This window comes from Amycolatopsis oliviviridis, from assembly GCF_014654365.1.
GTDB lineage: Bacteria > Actinomycetota > Actinomycetes > Mycobacteriales > Pseudonocardiaceae > Amycolatopsis > Amycolatopsis oliviviridis.
In genome coordinates this window covers 459,239-481,571 of the sequence record NZ_BNAY01000008.1, presented here as the reverse complement: position 1 = coordinate 481,571, position 22,333 = coordinate 459,239, and the positions used below count along the sequence as shown (strand labels likewise).

At 68.2% G+C, this 22,333-nt stretch carries 18 protein-coding genes and 2 pseudogenes; 7 read left to right on the top strand and 13 right to left on the bottom strand.

Annotated features, from left to right (window positions below):
- The first annotated feature begins 13 nt into the window (after positions 1-13).
- The 4 genes from IE302_RS32035 (at position 14) to IE302_RS32020 (ending at position 7,377) form a co-directional block, all read left to right on the top strand.
- A complete protein-coding gene (locus IE302_RS32035; protein ID WP_191258164.1) occupies positions 14-3,979 on the top strand; it encodes a ThuA domain-containing protein in 3,966 nt (1,321 codons plus the stop codon).
- Positions 3,980-4,049: 70 nt separating this feature from the next.
- Complete coding sequence (locus IE302_RS32030; protein WP_191258163.1) at positions 4,050-5,936, top strand: OmpL47-type beta-barrel domain-containing protein; 1,887 nt, start codon at positions 4,050-4,052, stop codon at positions 5,934-5,936.
- Positions 5,937-6,007: 71 nt separating this feature from the next.
- A complete protein-coding gene (locus tag IE302_RS32025; protein WP_191258162.1) occupies positions 6,008-6,871 on the top strand; it encodes a sigma-70 family RNA polymerase sigma factor in 864 nt (287 codons plus the stop codon).
- Between the two features lie 29 nt (positions 6,872-6,900).
- Positions 6,901-7,377 carry a carboxymuconolactone decarboxylase family protein gene (locus IE302_RS32020; protein ID WP_191258161.1) on the top strand — a complete coding sequence of 159 codons (477 nt, stop codon included), beginning with the start codon at positions 6,901-6,903 and terminating at the stop codon, positions 7,375-7,377.
- Positions 7,378-7,445: 68 nt separating this feature from the next.
- Here IE302_RS32020 and IE302_RS32015 read toward each other — a convergent pair whose 3' ends face one another.
- Together IE302_RS32015 and IE302_RS32010 are read right to left on the bottom strand one after the other, a co-directional pair.
- Complete coding sequence (locus IE302_RS32015) at positions 7,446-9,194, bottom strand: BCCT family transporter (protein WP_191258160.1); 1,749 nt, start codon at positions 9,192-9,194, stop codon at positions 7,446-7,448.
- Between the two features lie 229 nt (positions 9,195-9,423).
- On the bottom strand, positions 9,424-9,567 hold the full coding sequence (locus tag IE302_RS32010; protein WP_191258159.1) for a hypothetical protein: 144 nt from the start codon (positions 9,565-9,567) through the stop codon (positions 9,424-9,426).
- 87 nt (positions 9,568-9,654) lie between these two features.
- Between IE302_RS32010 and IE302_RS32005 the strand changes: the two genes are divergently transcribed.
- Positions 9,655-10,611 (top strand): GlxA family transcriptional regulator, encoded by a 957-nt coding sequence (locus IE302_RS32005; protein ID WP_191258158.1) that lies wholly within the window; start codon positions 9,655-9,657, stop codon positions 10,609-10,611.
- Between the two features lie 18 nt (positions 10,612-10,629).
- On the opposite strand, the gene IE302_RS32000 is transcribed toward IE302_RS32005, so the two are convergent.
- Genes IE302_RS32000 through IE302_RS31990 form a run of 3 tightly spaced genes read right to left on the bottom strand, consistent with a single transcriptional unit; the run spans position 10,630 to position 12,100 of the window.
- Positions 10,630-11,322, bottom strand: coding sequence for a hypothetical protein (locus IE302_RS32000; RefSeq protein ID WP_191258157.1), 693 nt, complete (start codon positions 11,320-11,322; stop codon positions 10,630-10,632).
- Between the two features lie 58 nt (positions 11,323-11,380).
- Positions 11,381-11,875: a hypothetical protein gene (locus IE302_RS31995; RefSeq protein WP_191258156.1), complete on the bottom strand. Its 495-nt coding sequence runs from the start codon at positions 11,873-11,875 to the stop codon at positions 11,381-11,383.
- 36 nt (positions 11,876-11,911) lie between these two features.
- Positions 11,912-12,100, bottom strand: coding sequence for a hypothetical protein (locus tag IE302_RS31990; protein WP_191258155.1), 189 nt, complete (start codon positions 12,098-12,100; stop codon positions 11,912-11,914).
- 155 nt (positions 12,101-12,255) lie between these two features.
- Between IE302_RS31990 and IE302_RS31985 the strand changes: the two genes are divergently transcribed.
- On the top strand, positions 12,256-12,819 hold the full coding sequence (locus IE302_RS31985) for a TetR/AcrR family transcriptional regulator (protein ID WP_191258154.1): 564 nt from the start codon (positions 12,256-12,258) through the stop codon (positions 12,817-12,819).
- A gap of 20 nt (positions 12,820-12,839) precedes the next feature.
- Complete coding sequence (locus tag IE302_RS31980; RefSeq protein ID WP_191258153.1) at positions 12,840-14,036, top strand: FAD-dependent oxidoreductase; 1,197 nt, start codon at positions 12,840-12,842, stop codon at positions 14,034-14,036.
- 6 nt (positions 14,037-14,042) lie between these two features.
- Here IE302_RS31980 and IE302_RS31975 read toward each other — a convergent pair whose 3' ends face one another.
- The 8 genes and pseudogenes from IE302_RS31975 to IE302_RS31940 form a co-directional block, all read right to left on the bottom strand.
- The gene (locus tag IE302_RS31975) at positions 14,043-15,299 is read right to left on the bottom strand and encodes an HNH endonuclease signature motif containing protein (protein ID WP_229908060.1); all 1,257 of its coding nucleotides are present in this window, start codon (positions 15,297-15,299) and stop codon (positions 14,043-14,045) included.
- Between the two features lie 94 nt (positions 15,300-15,393).
- Positions 15,394-16,380, bottom strand: a complete 987-nt coding sequence (locus tag IE302_RS31970; RefSeq protein WP_191258152.1) for a 3-oxoacyl-ACP synthase III family protein — start codon at positions 16,378-16,380, stop codon at positions 15,394-15,396.
- Positions 16,377-18,182, bottom strand: a complete 1,806-nt coding sequence (locus tag IE302_RS31965) for a ThiF family adenylyltransferase (RefSeq protein ID WP_191258151.1) — start codon at positions 18,180-18,182, stop codon at positions 16,377-16,379. Before IE302_RS31965 ends, IE302_RS31970 begins: the two co-directional genes overlap by 4 nt.
- A 313-nt stretch (positions 18,183-18,495) precedes the next feature.
- Complete coding sequence (locus IE302_RS31960) at positions 18,496-19,245, bottom strand: SDR family NAD(P)-dependent oxidoreductase (protein WP_191258150.1); 750 nt, start codon at positions 19,243-19,245, stop codon at positions 18,496-18,498.
- 10 nt (positions 19,246-19,255) lie between these two features.
- A pseudogene (locus IE302_RS31955) lies at positions 19,256-20,092 on the bottom strand (ABC-2 membrane transporter-related protein); the annotation flags it as partial.
- Positions 20,093-20,175: 83 nt separating this feature from the next.
- Positions 20,176-20,887, bottom strand: a pseudogene (locus tag IE302_RS31950) (ABC transporter ATP-binding protein).
- Positions 20,884-21,048 carry a hypothetical protein gene (locus tag IE302_RS31945; protein WP_229908059.1) on the bottom strand — a complete coding sequence of 55 codons (165 nt, stop codon included), beginning with the start codon at positions 21,046-21,048 and terminating at the stop codon, positions 20,884-20,886. Before IE302_RS31945 ends, IE302_RS31950 begins: the two are co-directional and overlap by 4 nt.
- A 69-nt stretch (positions 21,049-21,117) precedes the next feature.
- A complete protein-coding gene (locus IE302_RS31940; RefSeq protein ID WP_229908058.1) occupies positions 21,118-22,293 on the bottom strand; it encodes a glycosyltransferase 87 family protein in 1,176 nt (391 codons plus the stop codon).
- Positions 22,294-22,333 lie beyond the last annotated feature (40 nt).

The window sequence follows — 22,333 nt, the reverse complement described above, 5'->3', positions numbered from 1 at the left end:
AAGGAGCGAGAACTTGAGACGAATCTTTTCGCAACGACGGCTCCGCAGACGGTCACTGGCCGCGCTGGCGGTCGGTGCCGTCGTCACCTCCGGGCTTCCCCTGGCCATCGCCCCGGTGACCGCCGAAGCCGCGACGAACGTCCCGGTCAACGTCCTGGTCTTCCACGGCACCGCCGCGGACCAGAAGGACCCCGTCTTGCGCGCCACGGACGCGATCGCAAGCCTGGGCCAGGCGAACGGGATCACCGTGTCGTCCTCTTCGGACCCCGCGGTGTTCACCGGCGCCAACCTCGCGAAGTACCGCGGCGTCGTCTTCCTTTCCGCGCAGGGCATCACGCTCAACCGCGACCAGGAAACCTCGCTGCAGAACTACATGAAGGCGGGCGGCGGCTTCCTCGGGCTGTCGGACGCCGCACGCGCCCAGGACGGCTCGCAGTGGTTCTCCGGTCTGATCGGCGCACGTCCGGTGGGGGCGCGTCCCACGCCGGAGGCGGTCGCGTCGGTCACCGCGAGCGCGGAGAACGCACCCAACGAGGGCAAGGACAAGCTGGCCGACAACAACGAGAACACCAAGTGGCTGGCCTTCACGAACACCGCCTGGGTCGCCTACAAGCTGGCCGCGCCGGTCGCCGTGAGCAGCTACGCGCTCGTCTCGGCGAACGACTTCGCCGGACGTGACCCCAAGAACTGGACCCTGCAGGGTTCCAACGACGGGACCACGTGGACCGATCTGGACACCCGCACCAACGAGGTGTTCCCCGAGCGGTTCCAGAGCCGGACCTTCACCTTCGCCAACACCACGGCGTATGCGAACTACCGGCTGAACATCACCGCCAACGCCGGTGAGTCGGCCACCCAGCTGGCCGACTTCAAGCTGTTCAAGGACCAGTCGAACACCCCGCCGCCGCCGGAGAACGCGCCGGCCGAGGCCACGGTCGACGTCCTCGACAAGGCGAACCCCACCACGGCGGGGCTGCCGCAGAAGTGGGTCCGCACGGACCGGTGGCTCAACTGGGAGGTCAACCCGGTCGGCACCGTCCACACCGTCGCGCAGGTCGAGGAATCGACCTACAAGCCGGGAGTCGGCGCCAACGGCGCGTTCCACCCGATCTCGTGGTGCCGTGACTACGACGGCGGCCGTTCCTTCTACTCCGGGATGGGCCGGACCGAGGCGAGCTACGGCGAAGCCCAGTTCCGCAGCCACATCCTCGGCGCGCTGAAGTGGACCACCGGCATGGTGCGCGGTGACTGCAAGGCGGGTATCGCGGCCAACTACAAGGTCGAACGCCTGACCGGGATCAACCAGACCGGTCAGCTGGACCAGATGGGCGAGCCGCACGGGCTCACCATCGCGCCGAACGGCCGGGTCTTCTACATCGGCCGCGCGGCCTGCGCCGGCAACACGGTGCCCGCGCCGAACGACTGGACCAACCCCGAGATCGGCGCCGGCTGCGGCACGATCCACCAGTGGGACCCGGTCACCAAGAAGCCGAAGCTGCTCACCACGCTGAAGGTGATGGGCAACCGCGGCAGCGGCGACGAACTGGTCAAGAACGAGGAAGGCCTCCTCGGTCTCGTGCTGGACCCGAAGTTCAGCGAGAACGGCTTCATGTACGCCTACTGGATGCCGCACGCGTCGGTCGACATCGACAAGCGGATCGGCAAGCGCACGGTCTCGCGGTTCACCTACGACCTGAAGAACCAGACGCTGGACCAGGCGACCCGCAAGGATCTGCTGTCGTGGGACGTCCAGGTCCACAGCTGCTGCCACGCCGGCGGCGGGATGGACTTCGACAAGGACGGGAACCTCTACATCGGTTCCGGTGACAGCAACTCGTCGCAGGGCTCCAACGGGTACTCCGGCAACAACTGGACCCAGGACTACAAGGGCGTCTCGTTCCAGGACGCGCGCCGCACCGCCGGTAACACCAACGACCTCAACGGCAAGATCCTGCGGATCCACCCCGAGGCCGACGGTACCTACACCAACCCGGCGGGCAACCTGTTCCCCGAGGCCAACGACCCCGGCAACAAGACCAGGCCCGAGATCTACGTGATGGGCGTGCGGAACATCTCGCGTCTGCAAGTCGACAAGAAGACCAACTGGCTGACCGCGGCCTGGGTCGGTCCGGACGCGTCCTCGCCGAGCCCCGAACTCGGCCCGGCCAAGTACGAGACCGCCACGATCATCACCGAGGCGGGCAACCAGGGCTGGCCGTACTGCATGGGCAACAAGCAGCCGTACCGCGACCGCAGCAGCACCGACGCCGCGGTGCTCACCGGCTGGTACGACTGCGACAACCCGGTCAACACCTCGCCGCGCAACACCGGCCTGGTGAACCTGCCGCCGATCAAGAAGAACATGATCTGGTACTCGCCGGACGGCGGCGGGCCGGTGTTCCCCAACCGTCCCAACAGCTCCGTCCCGACGTACAACGCGGCCGAGGCCACCTACACGCAGCCCTACCTCAAGGGCGGCGGCCAGGCGGTGATGACCGGGCCGACGTATCACCGCGAACTGGTCAACACCACCAGCGGGGTGGCGTGGCCGTCCTACTGGAACGACAAGTGGTTCATCGGTGACCAGAGCAACGGCCAGAACCGGATCGCGGTCACCGTCGACCCGGCGGGCGTCGCGAAGCAGGATCCGCCGGTGTTCGCCGAGACCGTGCGGCAGATCATCCCGACCGGTGGTGGCGACACCAAGCTGAACCAGTGGATGGACGCCAAGTTCGGGCCGGACGGCGCGCTGTACGTACTCGACTACGGCGGCGGCTTCTTCACCGTGAACAACAACCAGAAGCTGCTGAAGATCAGCTACACCGGCGGCGAGGCCACCCCGTCCGCGGCGGTGGTGTCGACGATGGTGCAGAACAAGCCGCTCACCGCGGCCTTCACCGGGTCGAAGTCCGGCGGCGTCTCCTACAAGTGGGAGTTCGGCGACGGCACGATCTCGACCCAGGCCGACCCGCGGCACACCTACCCCCGCACGGGTCTCTACACCGCCAAGCTGACCGTGACCTACGCGGACGGCGAGACGGTCACCACGCGGAACTCGGTGAGCGTCGGGTGTTTCGTGGCGGATTCCGGTGCCACGGTGACCATCGGTGACACCGACACCGGGGTGACCAACCGGAACGCCGGTGGCGGGTGCACGGTCGACGACATGATCGACGACGAGAGCACGTGGACCTCCCACGCCGGTTTCGTCAACCACGTCACCCAGGCCGTGGACCGGCTGGGCGACCTCGGCGTGCTGAACTCGGCCGAGTCGGACAAGATCAACGCCGCAGCCGCCGCGTCGCCCATCGGCAACAAGGGCGTCACCGGCTACGACGCGATCTACGACGGCACGCCCGAGTCGTTCCGCAACTGGTCGCAGGCACCGTCCGGGCAGTTCGCCATCCAGCCGGACGGGTCACTGCGACCGTCGGGCGGGCTCGGCATGCTGTGGTACTCGGCGCGGCAGTTCGGCAACTTCTCCGTGAAGCTGCAGTTCAAGGACATCGCACCGAGCGGCAGTGCCAACAGCGGTGTGTTCGTCCGGTTCCCGGACCCGCGCACCCCGCTGGAGCAGCGTCCGCCGGGCAGCTGCGGCACGGTCGGTTCGGCGAAGACGTCGCAGGCCTGGGTCGCGATCTACTGCGGGCACGAGGTCCAGCTGTACGACGGGGCCACCGGTGAGCCGCAGAAGACCGGGTCGATCTACAACTTCGACCCGCGGCCGCTGGACCAGGCGGGCGTGAAGCCGAAGGGGACCTGGAACGAGTACGAGGTCAAGGTCGTCGGGCAGAAGTACACGATCAGCCGCAACGGCGTCGTGATCAACGAGTTCGAGAACGCGCCGGGGATCCAGTCGTCGCGGGCGGGCGACCCGTCGACCGACTTCCGGCAGTTCGTCAGCGGGTTCATCGGTCTGCAGAACCACGGTGACAACGACCTGATGGAGTTCCGCAACATCCGGGTGCGGCAGCTGTAGCGCGAAAACCGGCCGGGCGCGTGGATTCCGCGCGCCCGGCCGGTCTCCCTGTACGGAAGGTTTCCCTGCGATGTCCCCAAGAACCCTCGTCGTGGCCTTGCTGGCCGCGGCGCTCGCGCTGGCAGGCCTGGTGCTGCCGGCCTCGTCCGCACCCGCCGTCGCCGCACCCGTCCAGACCCTGGAATGGACCGCCGGCGACAGCACCGACCACTACCTCAGCGCGCCGACCACCGCGGTGGCGGGCGAGACCAAGATCCTGTTCAAGAACACCGAAGCCCTCGGCTCGACGATGTCGCACACGCTGACGTTCGACACCGAGACCCCGGGCTACAACCACGATGTCACCCTCAACATCGTCGCCAACCCCTACGACGAGCAGAACGGCGAGCATGAAGCGACCGTGACGCTGACCCCTGGCAAGTACCGGTTCCACTGCACGATCCAGGGGCACACCAAGATGATGGGGGAGTTCGTCGTCACCGACGGCGGCGGCAACCCCGACACCACCCCGCCGACGGTGACCGCCAACGTCACCGGCACCAAGGACACCGCCGGGAACTACGTCGGTTCCGCGACGGTGAACCTGGCCGCCACCGACAGCCAGTCCGGGGTGGACAAGGTCGAGTACCAGCTCGACGGCGGCGCCTGGACCGCGTACTCGGCGCCCGTGGTGGTCAACGCCGTGGGCTCGCACATGGTGCACTACAAGGCGACCGACAAGGCCGGGAACGTTTCCCCGGAAGGGATGTCGTCGTTCAGCGTCGTCGCGGGCCAGCCCGGTGACAAGACGCCGCCGACGGTGACGTCCGAAGTGACCGGGACCAAGGACGGCGCGGGCAACTACCTCGACACCGCGACCGTGAAGGTGACCGCCACCGACGCCGATTCCGGTGTCGACAAGGTCGAGTACAAAGTGGACGAAGGCGCGTGGACCGCGTACACCGCTCCGGTCGCGGTTTCCGCGCCGGGGATGCACATGGTCCACTACCGTGCGTCGGACAAGGCGGGCAACGTCTCGCCGGAGGGCATGGCGCACTTCACCGTCGTCAGCAGTGACACCACCGCGCCGACCGTGACGTCCGAGGTGACCGGCACCAAGGACGCCGCCGGGAACTACGTCGGCAAGGCGACCGTGACCCTGACCGCCACTGACGCCGGATCGGGTGTCGGCAAGGTCGAGTACAAACTGGACGGTGGCCCGTGGCTGACGTACTCGGCGCCGCTCGCGCTGACCGTCGTCGGCGCGCACACGGTGAACTACAAGGCGACCGACAAGGCGGGCAACGTCTCGGCGGAAGGCACGGCGACCTTCACCATCGTCGAAGGCGACGACAGCACCGCGCCGGTCGTCTCCGTGGTGGTGAGCGGTGATCTGGACGGAAGCTGGTCCTACATCGAGGACGCGACCATCAACCTGACCGCGACCGACACCGGGTCCGGCGTGGACAAGATCGAGTACAAACTGGACGGCGGTGCCTGGACGGTGTACACCGCGCCGGTCAAGGTGACCGCGCTCGGCACGCACACGCTGACCTACCGGGCCTCGGACAAGGCGGGCAACGTCTCGGCGGAACAGGGCGGCGCGTTCACCATCGTCGCCGCCCCGCCGGGTCCGGACGCCTGCCCGGATTCCGACGTCCGGGATACCGTGTTCGTCGGCACGGCGGACAGCCAGGTCGAGAACCGCGACACCGGCAACGGCTGCACGATCAACGACGTGATCGACGACGAGTCGGATTACTCGTCGAACGACCAGTTCGTGACCTATGTGCGGGCGGTGACACAGGAACTCCTCGACGGTGAGGTCATCTCGTCCGACGAGCGGAACCTGATCGTCACGGCGGCGATCGACTCTGGCATCGGCGGCCCGGCCGTCGAGCCGGAGCCGCAGAAGAAGCCGGAGACGAAGAACCCCGGCATGAAGAAGACGGTGAAGACGCCCATCCGGGACGTCTGAGCCGGTTCGGTTACCTTTCTCGCGCCGCACTCGTCATGTCCATGACGGATCGGCGCGAGAAAGGTACCGACATGACCGGCGAAGCCCTGGCCAGCGCGTTCGAGGAGCAACGCGGACGTCTGGTGGCGGTGGCCCACCGGATGCTCGGTTCGCGAGCGGACGCCGAGGACGCCGTCCAGGAGGCCTGGCTGCGGCTGGCCCGCCAGGACGCAGACTCGATCGACAACCTGTCCGGCTGGCTGACCACCGTCGTCGGCCGGGTCTGCATCGACGTCCTGCGCTCCCGCAAGACCCGCCCCGAGGACTCCTACGACGAGCCGCCCGAGCTGCTGATCCTCGAAGACTCGCCGGAAGAGGACGCGGTACTCGCCGAATCGGTGGGGCTCGCGCTGCTCGTGGTGCTCGACACCCTCGGCCCGGCCGAACGGCTCGCCTTCGTGCTGCACGATCTGTTCGCCGTCCCGTTCGCCGAAGTCGGCGAGATCCTCGGCAAATCCGCGGACGCGGCCAAGATGCTCGCCAGCCGCGCCCGCCGGAAGGTGCAGGGACGGCGTCCGGTCGAGGAACCCCAGCAGCGCGCCGTGGTCGAGGCTTTCCTCGCGGCTGCTCGCGAAGGAGACTTCGACGGGTTGATCGAGCTGCTCGACCCCGACGTGACGTGGCGCTCGGAGACCCCGCGCGGCGTCGTCGTCCGGCTCGGCGCGGCCGAGGTGGCCACACGGGCCCAGCGCGGCGCCCGCGCCGTGGCGACCGCGCGCCCCGCCCTGGTCGACGGCAAGCCCGGCGTGGTGACCTGGGACAAGCGCGGCAGGCTGGGCGGCGTGATGGCGTGCACGATCGTCGACGGCCGCATCGTCGCGATCGACTCCGTGAGTGATCCACGTCGCCTCGCGGCCCTGGGTGTTACCTCTCTCGAGGCCCCCTCGTCCAAGTAAGTGAACTACGGACGAGAAGGAGAAATCCCATGCAGGCAAGGCTGGAAGTCTTCAAGACCGCTCTCGCACCGAAGCTGGTGAAGCACCTCGTCGCGGCGGGCAGGGTGCTCGAAGGCACCGAACTTCCCGCTGCGACAAGGGAATTGGTGAACATCCGGGCCAGCCAGATCAACGGCTGCTCGGGCTGCCTGGACATGCACACCAAGGAGGCCGCGGCGGCGGGGGAGACGTCGACCCGGCTGAATCTGGTCGCGGCGTGGCGGGAGGCGACGGTCTTCACCGAGGCCGAACGCGCCGCGCTGGAACTCACCGAGCAGGGCTGCCGGATCGCCGACAGCGCCGGTGTCACCGACGAGGCCTGGGAAGCGGCCGCCAAGCACTACGACGACGAGCAGCTTTTGGCGCTGGTGACCCAGATCGCGCTCATCAACGCCTTCAACCGGCTGAACGTCATCACCCGGCAGCCCGCCGGCGACTACAAGGCAGGCCAGTTCGCCGCTCTCTGAAGTACATGAAGGCCCCCATCCTGTACCTAGGCGCAAGGATGGGGGCCTTCATGTACTTCACCCGGGGGTTAGGTGCGGTGTTTCGAGCGTCCGAGGATGGTGCGACGGCGTCCGTGGCCGTTGGTGCGTTCCTCGTGCAATTCCTTCAGCGACAGCATCATCGCGTCTTCCTGCTTCATCAGCGGGTCGTTGCGCAGGTCCTTCCAGACCGATACGCACAACCCGACCATGACGAAGACGAACGGCACCGCGATCAGGATCGTGAGATTCTGCAGGCCGGTCAGCGCCTTGTCCCCGCCGACGAGCAGCATCACCGCCGCGACGGCGCCCATCAGGACACCCCAGAAGATGACCACGCTCTTGCTCGGATGCACGCTTCCGCGCTGCGACAAGGTGCCCATCACCACCGACGCCGCGTCCGCGCCGGAGACGAAGAAGATGGACACCAGGAGCATCACCAGGATCGCGATCGGGACGAACCACGGCAGGGTTTCCAGGAGTTTGAACGTCGCCGACTCGGCGCTGCCCGCGCCCGCGATGTCCGTCCCGGCCCGTTGCCTGCTGATCGCCGCGCCGCCGAAGATCGCGAACCAGATCAGGCTCACGACACTCGGGATCGCGATGACGCCGAAGATGAACTGCCGGATGGTGCGACCGCGGGAGATCCGCGCGATGAACATGCCGACGAAGGGCGTCCACGAGATCCACCACGCCCAGTAGAAGACCGTCCAGCCGCCGAGCCACGTCTGCATCTCGTCGCCGCCGGTCATCCCGGTGCGGCCGGACATCTCCGCCAGTTCACGGAAGTAGTCGCCGATCGCGCCCGGCACGATGTTGAGGATCAGCACGGTCGGCCCGACCACCAGCACGAACACCGCGAGCACCGCGGCGAGCACCATGTTGATGTTGGACAGCCACTGGATCCCCTTGGCCACCCCGGACACCGCCGAAGCGATGAACGCGATGGTGAGGATCGCGATGATCGCGACCAGCAGGCCGCGGCCGGGGCTGTCGATCCAGCCGACGGCGCCCATGCCGCCACCGACCTGGAGCGCGCCGAGGCCGAGGGAAGCGGCTGAACCGAACAGGGTGGCGAAGATCGCCATGATGTCGATCGCCTTGCCCAGCGGGCCTTCGGTGCGCCGTTTGCCGATCAGCGGCGCGAACACCGAACTGATCAGCTGGCTGCGGCCCTTCCTGAAGGTGCTGTAGGCGATCGCGAGGCCGACGACGGCGTAGATCGCCCACGGGTGGACGGTCCAGTGGAACAACGTCGTCGCCATCGCGGTGTGGACGGCTTCGTCGGAGTTCGGGGCCGCGGTACCCGGGGGCGGGCTCGCGAGGTGGGAGACGGGTTCGTAGACGCCGAAGAACATCAGGCCGATGCCCATGCCGGCGCTGAACATCATCGCGATCCACGACGACGTCCGGAATTCGGGCAGTTCCTTGTCCCCGCCCAGCGGGATCCGGCCGTAACGGCTGATCGCCAGGCAGACCGCGAACAGCACGAAACCGCTGGCGGTCAGCACGAAAGCCCAACCGCCGTAAGGGATCACGGCGTCGTTCAACAGGGTCGACGAGACACTCGCGAGGCTGTCCGGGGCGAGCACGCCCCAGACGATGATCGCGAGCGCGAGTATCGCCGCGACACCGAAAACGGTCCGGTCGGTCTCGGCGGGGCGGTCGGCTGCGAGGTCGAGGGGGACGTGCTCATCGGGCGGGTGGCCCGGACCTGTCGTGTCCGGTGCGTTGGCGAGGTCGGTCGCGGACTCCGCGACTGCCTCTTCTTCCGCTTGTTTACCGTCCTGCGAACTCATGTTTCAGCCCCGCGCCGATGACGGCGCGATCTCCTTCCGCCCGAGTTAACCCGTTTGCACCACTGCACCCTAACCAGAAAACTGGTAACCGGCAGAAAATGCGGGCGAAGAGGTTTAAACCGGAGATCATGGTCTTGACCTCGGGGGATGGGGGCCGCGTCGCCGGTCTCGGCGGCGAACGTGTCGCTCGTGACACCGTGCCGCCGAAACCGTGGGTACCCGATGGTGTTCAGACGGTGGCGCCTCCCCGCCAGAAGGGCTGGTAGAGCGGATCGCCACCGGCGACGTCGGGGCGGCCTTGCCGGGTGTGGTTGCGCTCCAGGAGGTAGGTGACGAGGGCGATCAGGGCGAGGGTGACGATGATTGCGGTCATGGCAGTAAGTTTGCGCCGCTTGAGATCCTGCCAAAAGTGGCAGTTCTGTCGTTGTGCGTCAAAATCCTGCCAGCTATGCTCCGGGCCATGTTGAAGAGCGTCGCCGTGGTGCTGCTGGACGACTTCGCCCCCTTCGAGTTCGGCGTCGTCTGCGAGGTGTTCGGTTACGACCGGACCGACGACGGAGTGCCGTTGCTCGACTTCCGCGTATGCGGGGAGGTGGCGGGAAAGCCGCTCAGTCTCGGTCACGGTGTCAAGGTGACCCCGGAACACGGCCTCGAAGCGACAGAGGACGCGGACCTCGTCGTCGTCCCCGCCTGCGACGTGCGTGACGAGTACCCGCCCGCGGTGCTCGAAGCGCTTCGCGCGGCCTCGGCGCGCGGCGCCACCCTGCTCTCGGTGTGCACCGGCGCGTTCGTGCTGGGCGCCGCGGGGCTGCTCGACGAACGGCGGTGCACGAACCACTGGCGGCACAGCGATCGGTTCCGCAAGCGGTTCCCCCAGGCCCTGCTGGACCCGGACGTCCTGTTCGTCGACGACGGCGACATCATCACCAGCGCCGGGACGGCCGCCGGCATCGATGCCTGCCTGCATCTCATCCGGCGCGAACTCGGATCCGCCGCGGCCACCGCCATCGCCCGGCGCATGGTGGTGCCACCGCAACGGGAAGGCGGGCAGCGCCAGTTCGTCGAGGTGCCGATTCCCGAGTGCACCGGCGACAGTCTCCAGCCGGTGCTCACCTGGATGCTCGACACCATCGCCCACGATCACCCCGTCGCCGACCTCGCCCGACGCGCGCGGATGTCGGAGCGCACGTTCGCGCGCAAGTTCGTCGCCGAGACCGGCACCACGCCGCATCGATGGCTGTCCACCCAGCGGGTGCTGCACGCGAGGTCTTTGCTGGAGGAGACGTCGATGGGCATCGACGAGGTCGCGCGCCGGTGCGGCTTCGGCTCCGGAGCCCTGCTGCGCCACCATTTCCACAAGGTGGTCGGGGTGTCCCCGCAGGACTATCGCCGGACCTTCGCGCCCGCGCGTGTGTAGTCCACAAAGGACCTCTCGTCAGAGGCTGAACACGGTGACGTACTCCGCGTCCCGCACGACGTAACCGAACCGGGTGCGGAGTTCGCGGACGACCGCGCGCATGTGCTCGGCGCCGTACACCACGCCGACCGTCCCCGGCTCGTGCCGCCGCTGTTCGTGGAGGCCGGCCAGCGCGTCCACGAGGAGTTTGTCGCGGCTGCCGCCGATCAGGTCGTCGAATTCGGGCATGGCTTCGGCCGATTCGGCCCGGAAATCGTCCTCGTCGTCGACGGTCAGGAACCGCGCCAGCATCCCGCGCGTCCCGAAGCCACGCAGGAACATGCCCAGCGTCGGCGCCAGGAGCGACATCATCAGCCTGTCCCCGAGCGGGACCCGGCGCCAGCCCTCGGAGAACTCCGGGCCGTCGAGATCCGGGCGGATGGTCGGCACGGTGAACGAGTCGGCCTTCAGGTCCTGCACCACGAGTCCGAGGCGTTTGTTCCGCGCCGCGAGCCGGTAGCTCGCCGTCAGCCGCGACACCGATTTCGCGTCACCGACACCCTCGGCCACGACCACGTCGCAGGCGTCGGCCTGTCGCCGCACGGTGTCGAAGTAGGACTGCGTGCCGATGTGCACCATGGGGAACAGCCGGAAGCAGAGCGCCGATCCCTTGGCGCGCAGGGTCAGCACCACGGCGCGGACGCCCAGTTCGTTCGCGACGATGATCTCCATGGCGGTCTCCTCCCCGTTCTGGGGAGAACGCGCGGCGGGGCCGGAAGGTTGCCGCGGCTCAGCCGGGTCGTCGTCCGACGGCCTCGAAGATACTGTGGGTCAACAGGGCGGCTCCCTCGGTGAACCCGTTGATGAGGATCTTCCGGCCGTCGGTGAGTTTTACGAGGCAGCCGACGTCGCCGCCGAGCGCCTTGGCGAAGACGTTCTTCCTGGTGTGGTCGATGGCTACCTCGACTGCGGTCCACGGCACGATGGTGGTGGACTTCCGCCAGGTGTGCACGAATCCCTGCTCGTACAAGGTGAAGGCCTCGCCGCGCTTGCCGACCGCCTGCCAGCAAGCCCAGGCGCCCATCAGCGCCAGCCCCAGGCCGCAGCCGATGAAGAGGCCGATGAACGTCTCCCCGCCGGAAACCCCCGCCTTGTCGTTCATCACGAACAGGAAGACCCCGGCGACGGCGATCGGCGCGCCGATCAGCATCGCGGCCATACCCCGGAGCGCGCGGCTGCGCGTGTTCGTCTCGAAGCGTTCGACGTAGGCGCCTAGCTCGGTCACGGGCAGGACGGTAGCGGCGAGCGAGGGGACCGGTCCCTAGGCGCTGTCTTTCTTGTTGAACAGGCCGAGGGACTGGGCGACGGTGGCCGCGCCGACCAGGAAGGCGAGCGGCAGCGTCTTGGCCCAGAAGGCACCCACGTCGAGCGAGATGAGCAACGCGAGGAGCCCGCCCGCCAGTGCGGCCAAGATGAGCATTCCCAGCGCTACGCGGGGTTTCGAGACCATGTGTCCTCCAAAGTGGCTTCGGAGGAGCAAGCCTGACGGCGGCGCCGATGGCGAAAGAGGTCATTTTTGACGCGTGACCACCGAGTTTGCGCGTCCGGCGAAACAGGGCATACGATCAGGGCAGTCGTACAGGACGAACGCCCTAGGAGGCGACGGTGGCAGCTTCTCCGGCCGCGGAACGTGGTCAGGTCGCCCGGCGGCGGTTGCTCGAAGCCGCGGTCACGCTGGTGCCCGAACTCGGCTGGTCCGCGGTCAGTACGCGGATCCTCGCCGAACGCGCGGGTGTCACGCCGAGCGTCGTGCACTATCACTTCCCCTCGTTGCAGGCCTTGATGATCGAGGCCGTCCTGGGGGCGATGCGCGAGGTCGCCGGTGCTTTCGAACCGGCGCTCGAAACCGTCGAGACGCCGGCGGAAGCCGTGGACGCGCTGCTGGCGTCGGTCGGCGAGTACTCCGGCACCGATCCGATGTCGTTGCTGTTCGCCGAGGCCTACCTGGCCGCGACCCGCGACGACACCTTGCGGCAGGGCATTCGCGAGCTCCTCGCGGATCTGCGTGCCAGGTTCGGCGCCTGGCTGGCGGAGCGTGGGGTTGCCGACGCCGAGGGCACGGCCGCGGTGCTTTTCGCCGCGGTGGACGGGCTTCTGCTGCATCGCGCGCTCGAACCGGAGTCCGTTCACGAGGTGCCCTACGCGGTCCTGCGCAGGCTGGTCGGCTGAACCGAAAGGGAGGAATTCCGATGAAGGTGGCGATCTGCGGTGCCGGGATCACCGGACTGGCGCTGGCGCACCGGCTCGCGACGCTGGGCGTCGAAGTCGTGGTGCTGGAACGAGCGGCGGGGCCGCGCGAGCAGGGTTACATGATCGATTTCTTCGGCCCCGGGTTCGACGCGGTCGAGGAGATGGGCCTGCTGTCGCAGGTCGAAGACGTGTCGTACCAGGTGGACGAAGCGAGTTTGCTGGACGACCGCGGTCGCCGTCGGGCGGCGATCGACTACGTCCAGTTCGCCAAGTCGTTGCGGGGCAAGCTGTGCAGCATCATGCGGCCTGATCTGGAGCGGGTGCTGCGCACGGACCTTCCGGCCACGGTGGAGGTCCGGTTCGGTGCCGGGGTCACCGGTGTCGAGGATCTCGGTGACCGGGCGCGGATCACCTTGGTGGACGGTGAGGTGGTCGAAGCCGATCTGCTGGTCGGAGCCGACGGGATCCATTCGACCGTGCGGCGGCTGGTTTTCGGTGACGAGGAAAGGTTCCTGCGTTACCTCGGGTTCCATACGGCGGCGTTCGTCTTCGAGGACGAGGAGATCCGTGCCCGGGTGGGGGAGCGGTTCTGCCTGACCGACACCGTCGGGATGCAGATGGGTTTCTACGGTCTCCGCGACGGCAAGCTCGCGGCGTTCGCCGTGCACCGCGCGACGGACCCGGCGCTGCCGGACGACGCGCGCACGGCGTTGCGGGCGACTTACGGTTCACTGGGCTGGGCTGTGCCCAAGGCGCTCGATCTCTGCCCGCCGGCCGACGAGGTGTACTACGACCAGGTCGCGCAGATCGAGATGCCGTCGTGGCACCGCGGCCGGGTCGTCCTGGTCGGCGATTCCTGTTACGCCGTCTCACTCCTCGCCGGTCAGGGCGCTTCGCTGGGGATCGCGGGCGCTTTCGTGCTGGCCGAACAACTCGCCCGGACGCCGTCGATCGAAGCCGCGTTCGCCGAGTACGAAAAGCTGGTCCGCCCGGTGGTCACGGAGAAGCAGCAGGTCGCCCGCCGGGGCGCGCGATGGTTCCTGCCCGCGAACCGCCTCCTGCTTCAGGCGCGCCGGGTCTTCCTCCGCGTGGCGAAGCTTCCGGGACTCGAACGCACACTCGCGACCGCCGTCACGGGCAAGTCGACGGCGCTGGTGACGAATCTGAAGCAGGGCACGGTACTCCGGAGCCGCTGAGTCGGCCTATGTCCGTAGGTGCATGGTGTTGCGGCGGGGCTCTCCTGTCGGGTCGAGGTAGGCGGGCGCGGTGAATTCGGGGAGTCCGTCTTGGGCGATGTGGACTTTCCATTCGCTGTGGTGGATCAGCCGGTGGTGTTTGGTGCAGAGGAGTACGAGGTTGTCGATTTTCGTTTCGCCGTGGTGTCGCCAGAAAACGATGTGGTGTGCCGTGCAACGCGGCACCGGCATGTCGCACCCCGGGAAGGCGCAGCCTCCGTCGCGGATGGTCAGTGCGTACTTCTGAGCTAGCGACACTGTTCGTTTTGAGCGGCCGATGTCGAGGGGTTCGCCCGCGGTGCCGAGGACGCCTGGTCGGACGCGGGCGTCGCAGGCGAGGATGCGGGCGTCGGTGGCGCTGATCGGACCCGCCAGGTCCAGGTGTGCTTCGCCGAGGTCGTTGATCAGGTCCTCATACGACATGGTGACGAGGATGTGCGTGGCCTCTCCGGCTTGGCCGGGAAGGTTTCGGCTGGTGGTCTTGAGCCGTACGTAGTCGGTGAAGGCATCCCCGTACCGCTCGTCCTGGGTACGGGAATCCCGGACTCCGTCGATGGCCTTGTGCGGCTTGGCCATCGGGTCGAGATCGGACTTCAACCGCGCATACGTTTCCAGATCCAAGGTTCCCTTCAAGCCGAGGGTTCCGTCGCGGTGCTTGACGAACCGCAACTCCGGTCGGACATCCTTCGGGTCCTCGTTGCGCGGCTCTTTCCCGTCCGGATCGAGCTTGTCCAGCAGCCGTCGCCCGGCCCGGGCGATGCTCCGCGGCCCGGCATGGCGAGCCAGGTCGACGAGGATCTTCTCCCCGCCCCGCACCTCCTCCTCCGGTACCCACGACGGGATCCGGGCGAGAGTGCGGATGATGGCGTCGATCTGCGAACCACCGATCGCCCCCTCCGCCGAAGCCTCAGCGGTCAGAGGCGCCAAAGGCGGGGCAGGATCTCCACCGATCGACGGACCGGGATACAACGCCAGGACCCGATCCGCACGGTCTTTGGCTTCCTTGTCTGTCACGTGGAAGTCTTCGTAGATCATCGCCGCCAACGTCGAATGCCCGCTGCATCCCCGCACCCCGCGAATGTTGATCTCCGCGAGGATCGCGTTCTGCTCCGCATCCAGTTGACGCTTGAGGACCTCCAGTTCCTGCTTGCGGGCATGCAACACAGCCGTGTCGACGCGCCACCACTCGGTGCGTGTCGTCTGGGGTCTGTCGCTGCTGGCCACGTAAACAACGGTACTCGTGGTCGAACACCTGTACTATAGCATATTCAGACTATATGTGGCGCAATTAGAGGACTAATTGCGCCACCGTGCGTCCCTAAGCCCTGAAACACAAAGTGCCCCACTGGAACCCCGCCCCGATCGCCGAAACGACGAAGGTGTCGCCCGGCCGCACCGAGCCCTCGGAGAACCCCTTGTGCAGCACGGTGAAAACGCCCGCCGAACCGGTATTGCCGAGTCTGTCGACGGTGATCGGCGCACGATCGCGCGGCACGCCGAGTTTGTCCATCGCCGCCCGTACGATGTTCAGATTCGCTTGGTGCAGAAAGAAATGATCCACCTCGTCCACCGTCAGCCCGGCCTGGGCGGTGGCGTTCAGGACACTGTCCGGCAGGCATCGGGTGGCGGTGTCCCACACCGCCCGGCCGTTCATCTTGAGATAGTGCCGCCGGTCCGCGAACGTCGACGCCCCGGCGGGCTGCCGCGAGCCGCCCGCCGGGATCTCGACGTCGTAGGACAGTTCGGCGCCGAAGTCCCAGCCGAGCAGGCCGGTGCCCGGCGACGTCGCCCGGGTCAGCACGGCGGCCCCTGCGGCGTCGCCGAAGAAGACCCGGGTGGCGCGGTCTTCCGGATCGGTGACCCGGGACGCGCTGTCGCCAGCGATCACCAGGACCCGTTCCGCCGCACCGGTCCGCACCAGCAGGGAGCCGAGGAACAACGCCTGGACGCCGTTCGCGCAGGCGGCCTGTGTGATGTCGAAGGTGAGTGCCCGGAAAGCGCCGAGCGCCTCCTTGACGATCAGGGCCGTCGAGGGCAGCGGCTGGTCGTAGGTGTAGGTCGCGACGATGATCACGTCGACGTCCCTCGCGGTGCAGCCCGCCGCCGCGAGCGCGGGCAGAGCGGCCGCCACGCACATGTCCGAAGTGGCGAGATCCGGGGCCAGCCAACGGCGTTCCCGGATCCCGGTGCGGTGGACGATCCACTCGTCGGAGGTGTCGAGCGTTTCGGTGAGCCGCCGGTTGGTGACGACGTCCGGGGGCAGGTGGACGCCGGTACCGGCGATCCGGACGGGCAGCGGGGTCACGCGACCGTGCTCCGTTCCGGGGCGAGCTGCCGGTCGAGGTCGGTGTAGAACCGGCCGGACACGCACGGCAGGCCGAGCAGGACGCGCCGCGCGGCCTCACCGCACAGCGCGCCACCCAGCGCGACCCCGGACGCCAGCTGCGGCCAGCTGCTCAGGGTGCGGCCGAGTTCGCCGAAGGAGGCGGCCAGTTGCGGGCTGATCCGGTCGGCGTCGACCATGGCCAGGATCAGCTCGACCTTCCCCTGGTGGTCCAGATCGGCGACGTCCACGGATTTGAGGTCGCCGAGCAGGCCGTGCAGCAGCGGCCGGTCCGGTTCGAGGTCGAAGCGTTCGACGTCGAGCATGCCGCGGTCGTTGCAGTCCATGACGACCGGGACGCGCAGCTCGCGTGCGTATTCGCGGGCCGCGAGCTTGACCCACGGGGTGTCGCATTCCTCGATCAGGAGGTCGAGCGCGCCCTGCCCGCCGGTGAAGAACTCCTCGATGTTGTCCTCGGTCAGGCCGCCGCGATGGATCTCGATGTCGAGGTACGGATCGATCTCGAACATCTGGCGCGCCGACAGGACCGCTTTGTTGACACCGAGTTCGTGCACGCCGGCGCGCAGCCGGTTGAGGTTCGAGAGGCTGAAGTCGTCGAAGTCCGCGAGCTTGTAGGCGCCGCCGATGCCTTCGAGCGCGAGGGTGACCGCCGCGCTGTTGCCGACCGAGAGACCGATGATCCCGATCCGCTTGCCGAGCAGGCGGCGCTGTTCGGGCCGGTCGATCTTGCCGCGGTTGCGATCCGTGCGCACGAGCCGGAACTCGTCGCGCGGCAGGACGTGCACGAGCCGCCGCGACCACGGGTACCAGACCCAGGTGCCGTACTCCCAGCGCGCCAGCCCGGCGAGCTGTTCCCGTTTCCTGGCCGCGATCTCGGTCTCGTCCCGGCACGACGGTTCGCGGCTGCGGACCAGTTCGGTCAGCTGTTCGTCGATGGTGTCGTGGATCTCACGAACGTCGCCGTAGGCCAGCAACGCCTTCAGGGCTTGAAAATCCATCGCTTCGCGGGGTACGAGCAGGGTCGGCCGCCACAGGTCGCGATCAGGACCGAGGGCAGTGGTGAGCGCGGCGGGCGCGGGGCTGCCCGACGGCGTCCCGGTCGTGAGCGCGGCGGGCGTGGAAGCGGCGATCCGGGGGAATTCGTCCCGGAGCCGGGTGACGAGATCGTGGTGCCGCCCGGCGCCTTCGGCCACGCGGTGGAACATGATCACGACGTCTTCGGTGTACTGCTCGACATAGCGGCGGGTGCCTGGCATCGCGCGGAAACCGAACTGCGCGTGGAATCGGTCCTGACCGTCCTTCGTGCCCGAAGTGCCGATCATGGCGTGGGCGCCGAGATGGTGCGCGGCGCCGATCGCGAGCGCGTTGAGGTACTGCCCGAGCCCGAGTTTCCGGGATCGGTGCTCGACGACGAGCCTGCTGTGCTCGAAGACCCGGCCGGGCTCGATGCCTTGCGTGGCAAGCAGTTCCTCGTACCGTTCGGCGCCGAGGTAGGTCCGTGACTGGAAGTTGTCGCCGGTGGCGGGGGTGGAGAGCCGGATGTAGCCGAGCGGCGGACCGTCCGGATGCTGCCGGACGACGAAATGCCAGGCCCCGAAATCGAGGTCCTGGTCGTCGGCGTGCGAACCGTCCGCCCGGCGGAAGGCCGGGCGGCGCCCGCGATCGAACAGGATCCGCGCGCGGAGTTCTCGCACGGAGTCGATCAGGCAGGTGTCGGCCCCGAGGAACGCGGTCACGTTCCACGGGTGGTTGAGATCCGTCAAGTGATGCCTTTTCTGGGGAAAATGCCGGATGTCGGCGAGATAATCGTAGGGAAAGCTCGGAAACTCAACGGAAACCGAACTGTCGCGGACTGTAGCAGTGCGACGACAGAGCGTCTCAGGGCCTGCGCCATGGCAGCCGTACGCACGAGCGGGTGCGGCAATCGTTTACCTTCGGCGACTTCGACAATCCGTCACGATCGAGGGCCATCAGATTTGATGAAGTCCGCCGGAATCGCCACCCGATGGGGTGGCGGGCTGTTTCGCAAGGAAACGGGTCACTTCGCTGCCTGTGGCGGAGGTCACAGCCTCATGATCACCAGGTGGGATGCGCGGAGACTCCGCCGTCCACGATCAGGTTGTGTCCCGTGATCCATGACGCCAGCGGTGAAGCGAGGAACAGGCAGGCGTTCGCGACGTCGCCGGGGGTGCCGAGCCTGCCCAGCGGCGCGGCCTGTTCCCAACGGCGGACGCCGTCCGGCCAGGCCTCCTCGAGCCCGGGCCGCTCGATGAGGCCGGGGGAGACGGCGTTCACGCGGAGGCCGCGCGGCCCGTATTCGAGCGCGGCGGCGCGGGCGTGCATGACCAGGGCGGCCTTGGCACTGCTGTAATGCGCGTGCCCCGGCGCGGGCTGGGTCGCCTCGATCGAGGCGATGTGGACGACACTGCCGCCGTCCATCACCTCGGCGGCGGCCTGGGTGCACGAGAACGCGCTGGTGAGGTTCGCGTCGAGGACGGCGCGCCAGCTTTCCGCCGTCATCCCGGGCAGCGGCTCGACCGGCTGCACACCGGCGCTGTTGACCAGGGTGTCCAGCCGCCCGGTCCAGGCCGCGGCGGCGGCCACGAGCCGGCGGCATTCGCCGTCGTCGGTCAGGTCGGCGGCGAACGCGGCGGCGGTACCCCCGGCCGACTCGACGCGTTCGACGACGGCGAGCGCCGAGGCCTCGTCACGGTGATAGTGCACGGCGACGGCGCTGCTCGCCTCGGCGAAGCGCAGGGCGATGCCCCGGCCGATACCGCCGCTGGCCCCGGTGACGAGGGTGGTCGTGCCGGTCAGGTCGAGCATCGCGGTCCTCTCAGGCGAGTCGGCGGCGGATCCACCAGAAACAGAATCCCGCGAGACCGAGCGCGAGCGCCAGATACAGCGCGCTTTCGAGCCATTGGAACGGCCAGAAGCGCGTCGGCGGGTGGTAGATCAGATGCTGCCGGTAGCCGAGCCGGGTGATTTCGGCCAGGCACAGATCCCGCGGATCGGCCTTGGCGGCCGGGCCGCCGGGTGCCGATGACGGCGCGCACGGGCCGGTGGCCATCGGCAAGGTGATGTCCTCGACGGTTTTGCCGGAAGCGTCGACGGTCTCGCCCGCCAGCAGCCAGCCGCCCGGATCCGGCGCCTTGGCTTCGAGATGCATCACCCCGGTGTTCGGGTTCCGCCCTATTCCATCCACAGTGGACGGAGAGATTTCGACGGTCGTGTCGATCGCGGGCAGCAGATGCGGCCGGACCACGATCGGCACGGCGACCTGGATCACCGCGAACGCGGCCAGCGTGACGGCCATCGCGGGCAGGCTCCGGCGCACCAGCATCCCGATGGTCACGCCGAGCGCGAAGGCGAACGCCGAGTACGCGATGGGGATGACACCGCGCGCGTCGAACACCATCGCCGAAAGCCGGGAGAAATCCTTGACCGCGGCCTGTTCGAAGGTGCTCGCCCACCAGGTCACCGCCAGGCTGCCCACGCCGTCGGCGAGCATCGCGGCCACCCCGGTGATCCCGAGTTTGACCGCGAGCCACTTCGTCCTGGTGACGCTCTGGTTCCAGATCAGCCGGTGCGTCCCGGTCTCGAGTTCGCGGGTGAACAGCGGAGCGCCCCAGAAGAGGCCGATGAGCGCGGGCAGCAGGAGCACGAGCGCGGTGACGGCCAGGACGAGCGCGAGCACGGCCAGCGCGCCGAACACGGTCGCGGCCGGAAGCCGGAATTGACGCCAGGTCAGCCAGATCATCTCCGGACCTCCAGGATCCGCCGGTGGTTCGTGGTGGTTTCGGCCAGGTAGGCGAGGACGAGGTCTTCGAGACTCAGCTTGCTCACCGTCCAGACCGGGTCGTGGATCGGTTCCCCGGTGCGGACGACGAAGGTGCTTTGGACGTCCGTATGGCTTTCCGAGACGACGTGCTGGTTCGCAGGCGCGTTCCAGGTCCGAGACCAGATGGGACGACAGCACCACGTTCAGTTCCTGTTCGACGGTCGCTTCGAGCGGGCCCTGCAGGAATTCCCGGCGCGCCAAGGGAGCCAGCGCGGCGACGGGTTCGTCGAGGATCAGCAGTTCCGGTCGTTTCGCCACGCCGAGGGTGAGCGCGAGCTGGGCGCGCTGGCCGCCGGAGAGTTTGCCCGCCTTACGCGCGGGATCGAGGCCGAGGCGCAGATGGTCGGCGACGGAAAGACCGGCGTAGGCCGGGGTGTCCTGCGCGACGAAGCCGACCTTCGCGAGCTGTTCCGGGCTGCCCCCTGGGCGGCCGCCCAGCACGGTGATCCGGCCGGTGGTGGGCGGCAGTTGCCCGGCGGCCATGTTCAGCAGCGTGGTCTTGCCCGCTCCGTTGGGGCCGACCAGCCCCACCACGTGCCCGGCCGGGATGTCCAGCGTGCACTCGGAAAGCGCCCAGTTCTTGCCGTATCTCTTGCCGAGACCCTCGGTCTGCAGGACGGCGGTCATGCTATTTCCTCTCCAACGGCGGTCCGAAAGGTCGTCATGAACAGCGCCTCGATGCTCTCGTCGTCGAGCCCGGCCTTGCGGGCCTTGCCCAGCCAGCGCCGCAGTTCCATCCGCAGGGGACCGTGCGCGGCGAGCGATTCGTCGGTGAGTGTCGCCGTCACGAAAGTGCCGACGCCCGGCCTCGCGCCGACGAGGCCTTTACGGCGACAGGCCGGATCGCGTTTAGCTGGCTAAACGCGCTTTCGCAGCGCCAAGACACCCGCGACGACCAGGAAGACCAGGCCCGCGAGGACGTAGCAGTTTCCCAGCCACTGCTGGGCGGCCGTCCATGTCTGGCCGGGCCGGTCGAAGGCGGGGAAGTACCGGAACGGTGCCGCGACGAAGACCGTGGCGATCACCCCGGTCATGGCCAGCCAGGCCAGTGCCCGGCGTCGATCCTGGCGATGGAGCACCACGCAGGCGGCGGTGGTGAACAGCGCCGGGGCGATCCACACCCAGTGGTGCGACCACGACGTCGGCGAGATGAGCAGGGCGAACGTCGCGTTCAGCAGCAGCGCGGGCACCGCGGCCGAGCGGTACATGGTCAGCGTCACCAGCGCCAGCAGTGCGCCGGTGAGGACGAGCCACCACGGCTTGGCGGACTCGGCGCCGAAGCGCGCGAGCACCGCCTGCAGGGTCTGGTTGGTGTGGAACGAGGTGCCGCTGATCCCCGACGCGCCGGCGAGCCCGCCGAACCAGTAGCGGGCGGAGGCCTCCGGGGCGACCGCGAACGCGACGGCCGAGGCGGCCAAGAAGGTGCCCATCGCGGTCAGCGCGCCGCGGAAGTCCTTGCGCACGAGGAAGAACAGCAGGAACGCCATCGGCGTCAGCTTGACGGCGGCGGCGAGACCGACGCCGATGCCCCGGTAGCGGCCACGGGCGAGCAGGCAATCGGCCGCGACGAGGCCCATCAGCAGCAGGTTGATCTGCCCGAAGCCGAGTGTCTGGCGGACCGGTTCGAGGAAGAGTGCTGGAGTGATCGCCAGCGACGCGACGAGCAGCGCCTTCCGCTTGTCCCCGGACGGCCACAGCGTGCGCGTGACCGCGTAGAAGGTGACCCCCAGTGCGGCCAGGCCGAGCGCGAACAGCAGGAGCACGGAGCCGGTCCATGGCACCAGCGCCAGTGGGGTGAGTATCAGGGCGGCGAACGGCGGGTAGATGAACAGCAGCGGGATCCCGGCGTCGGAAAGCGGGAGGGCGCCGTAGAGGTCGCCGCCGTTCCACAGCGCGTCGACGCCGAAGCGGTAGATCTCCAGGTCACTGTGGGAATCGCCGGTCGTCGCCCAGGCCACGGCACAGGCCAGCGCCAGGGCGGCGAACGCGCCGACCGGCCACCAGGCCCGACCGCGCGACGTGACTGGAGACATCGCTCGGTGACCCTTCGGACGTGCGTCGATGATCACGACT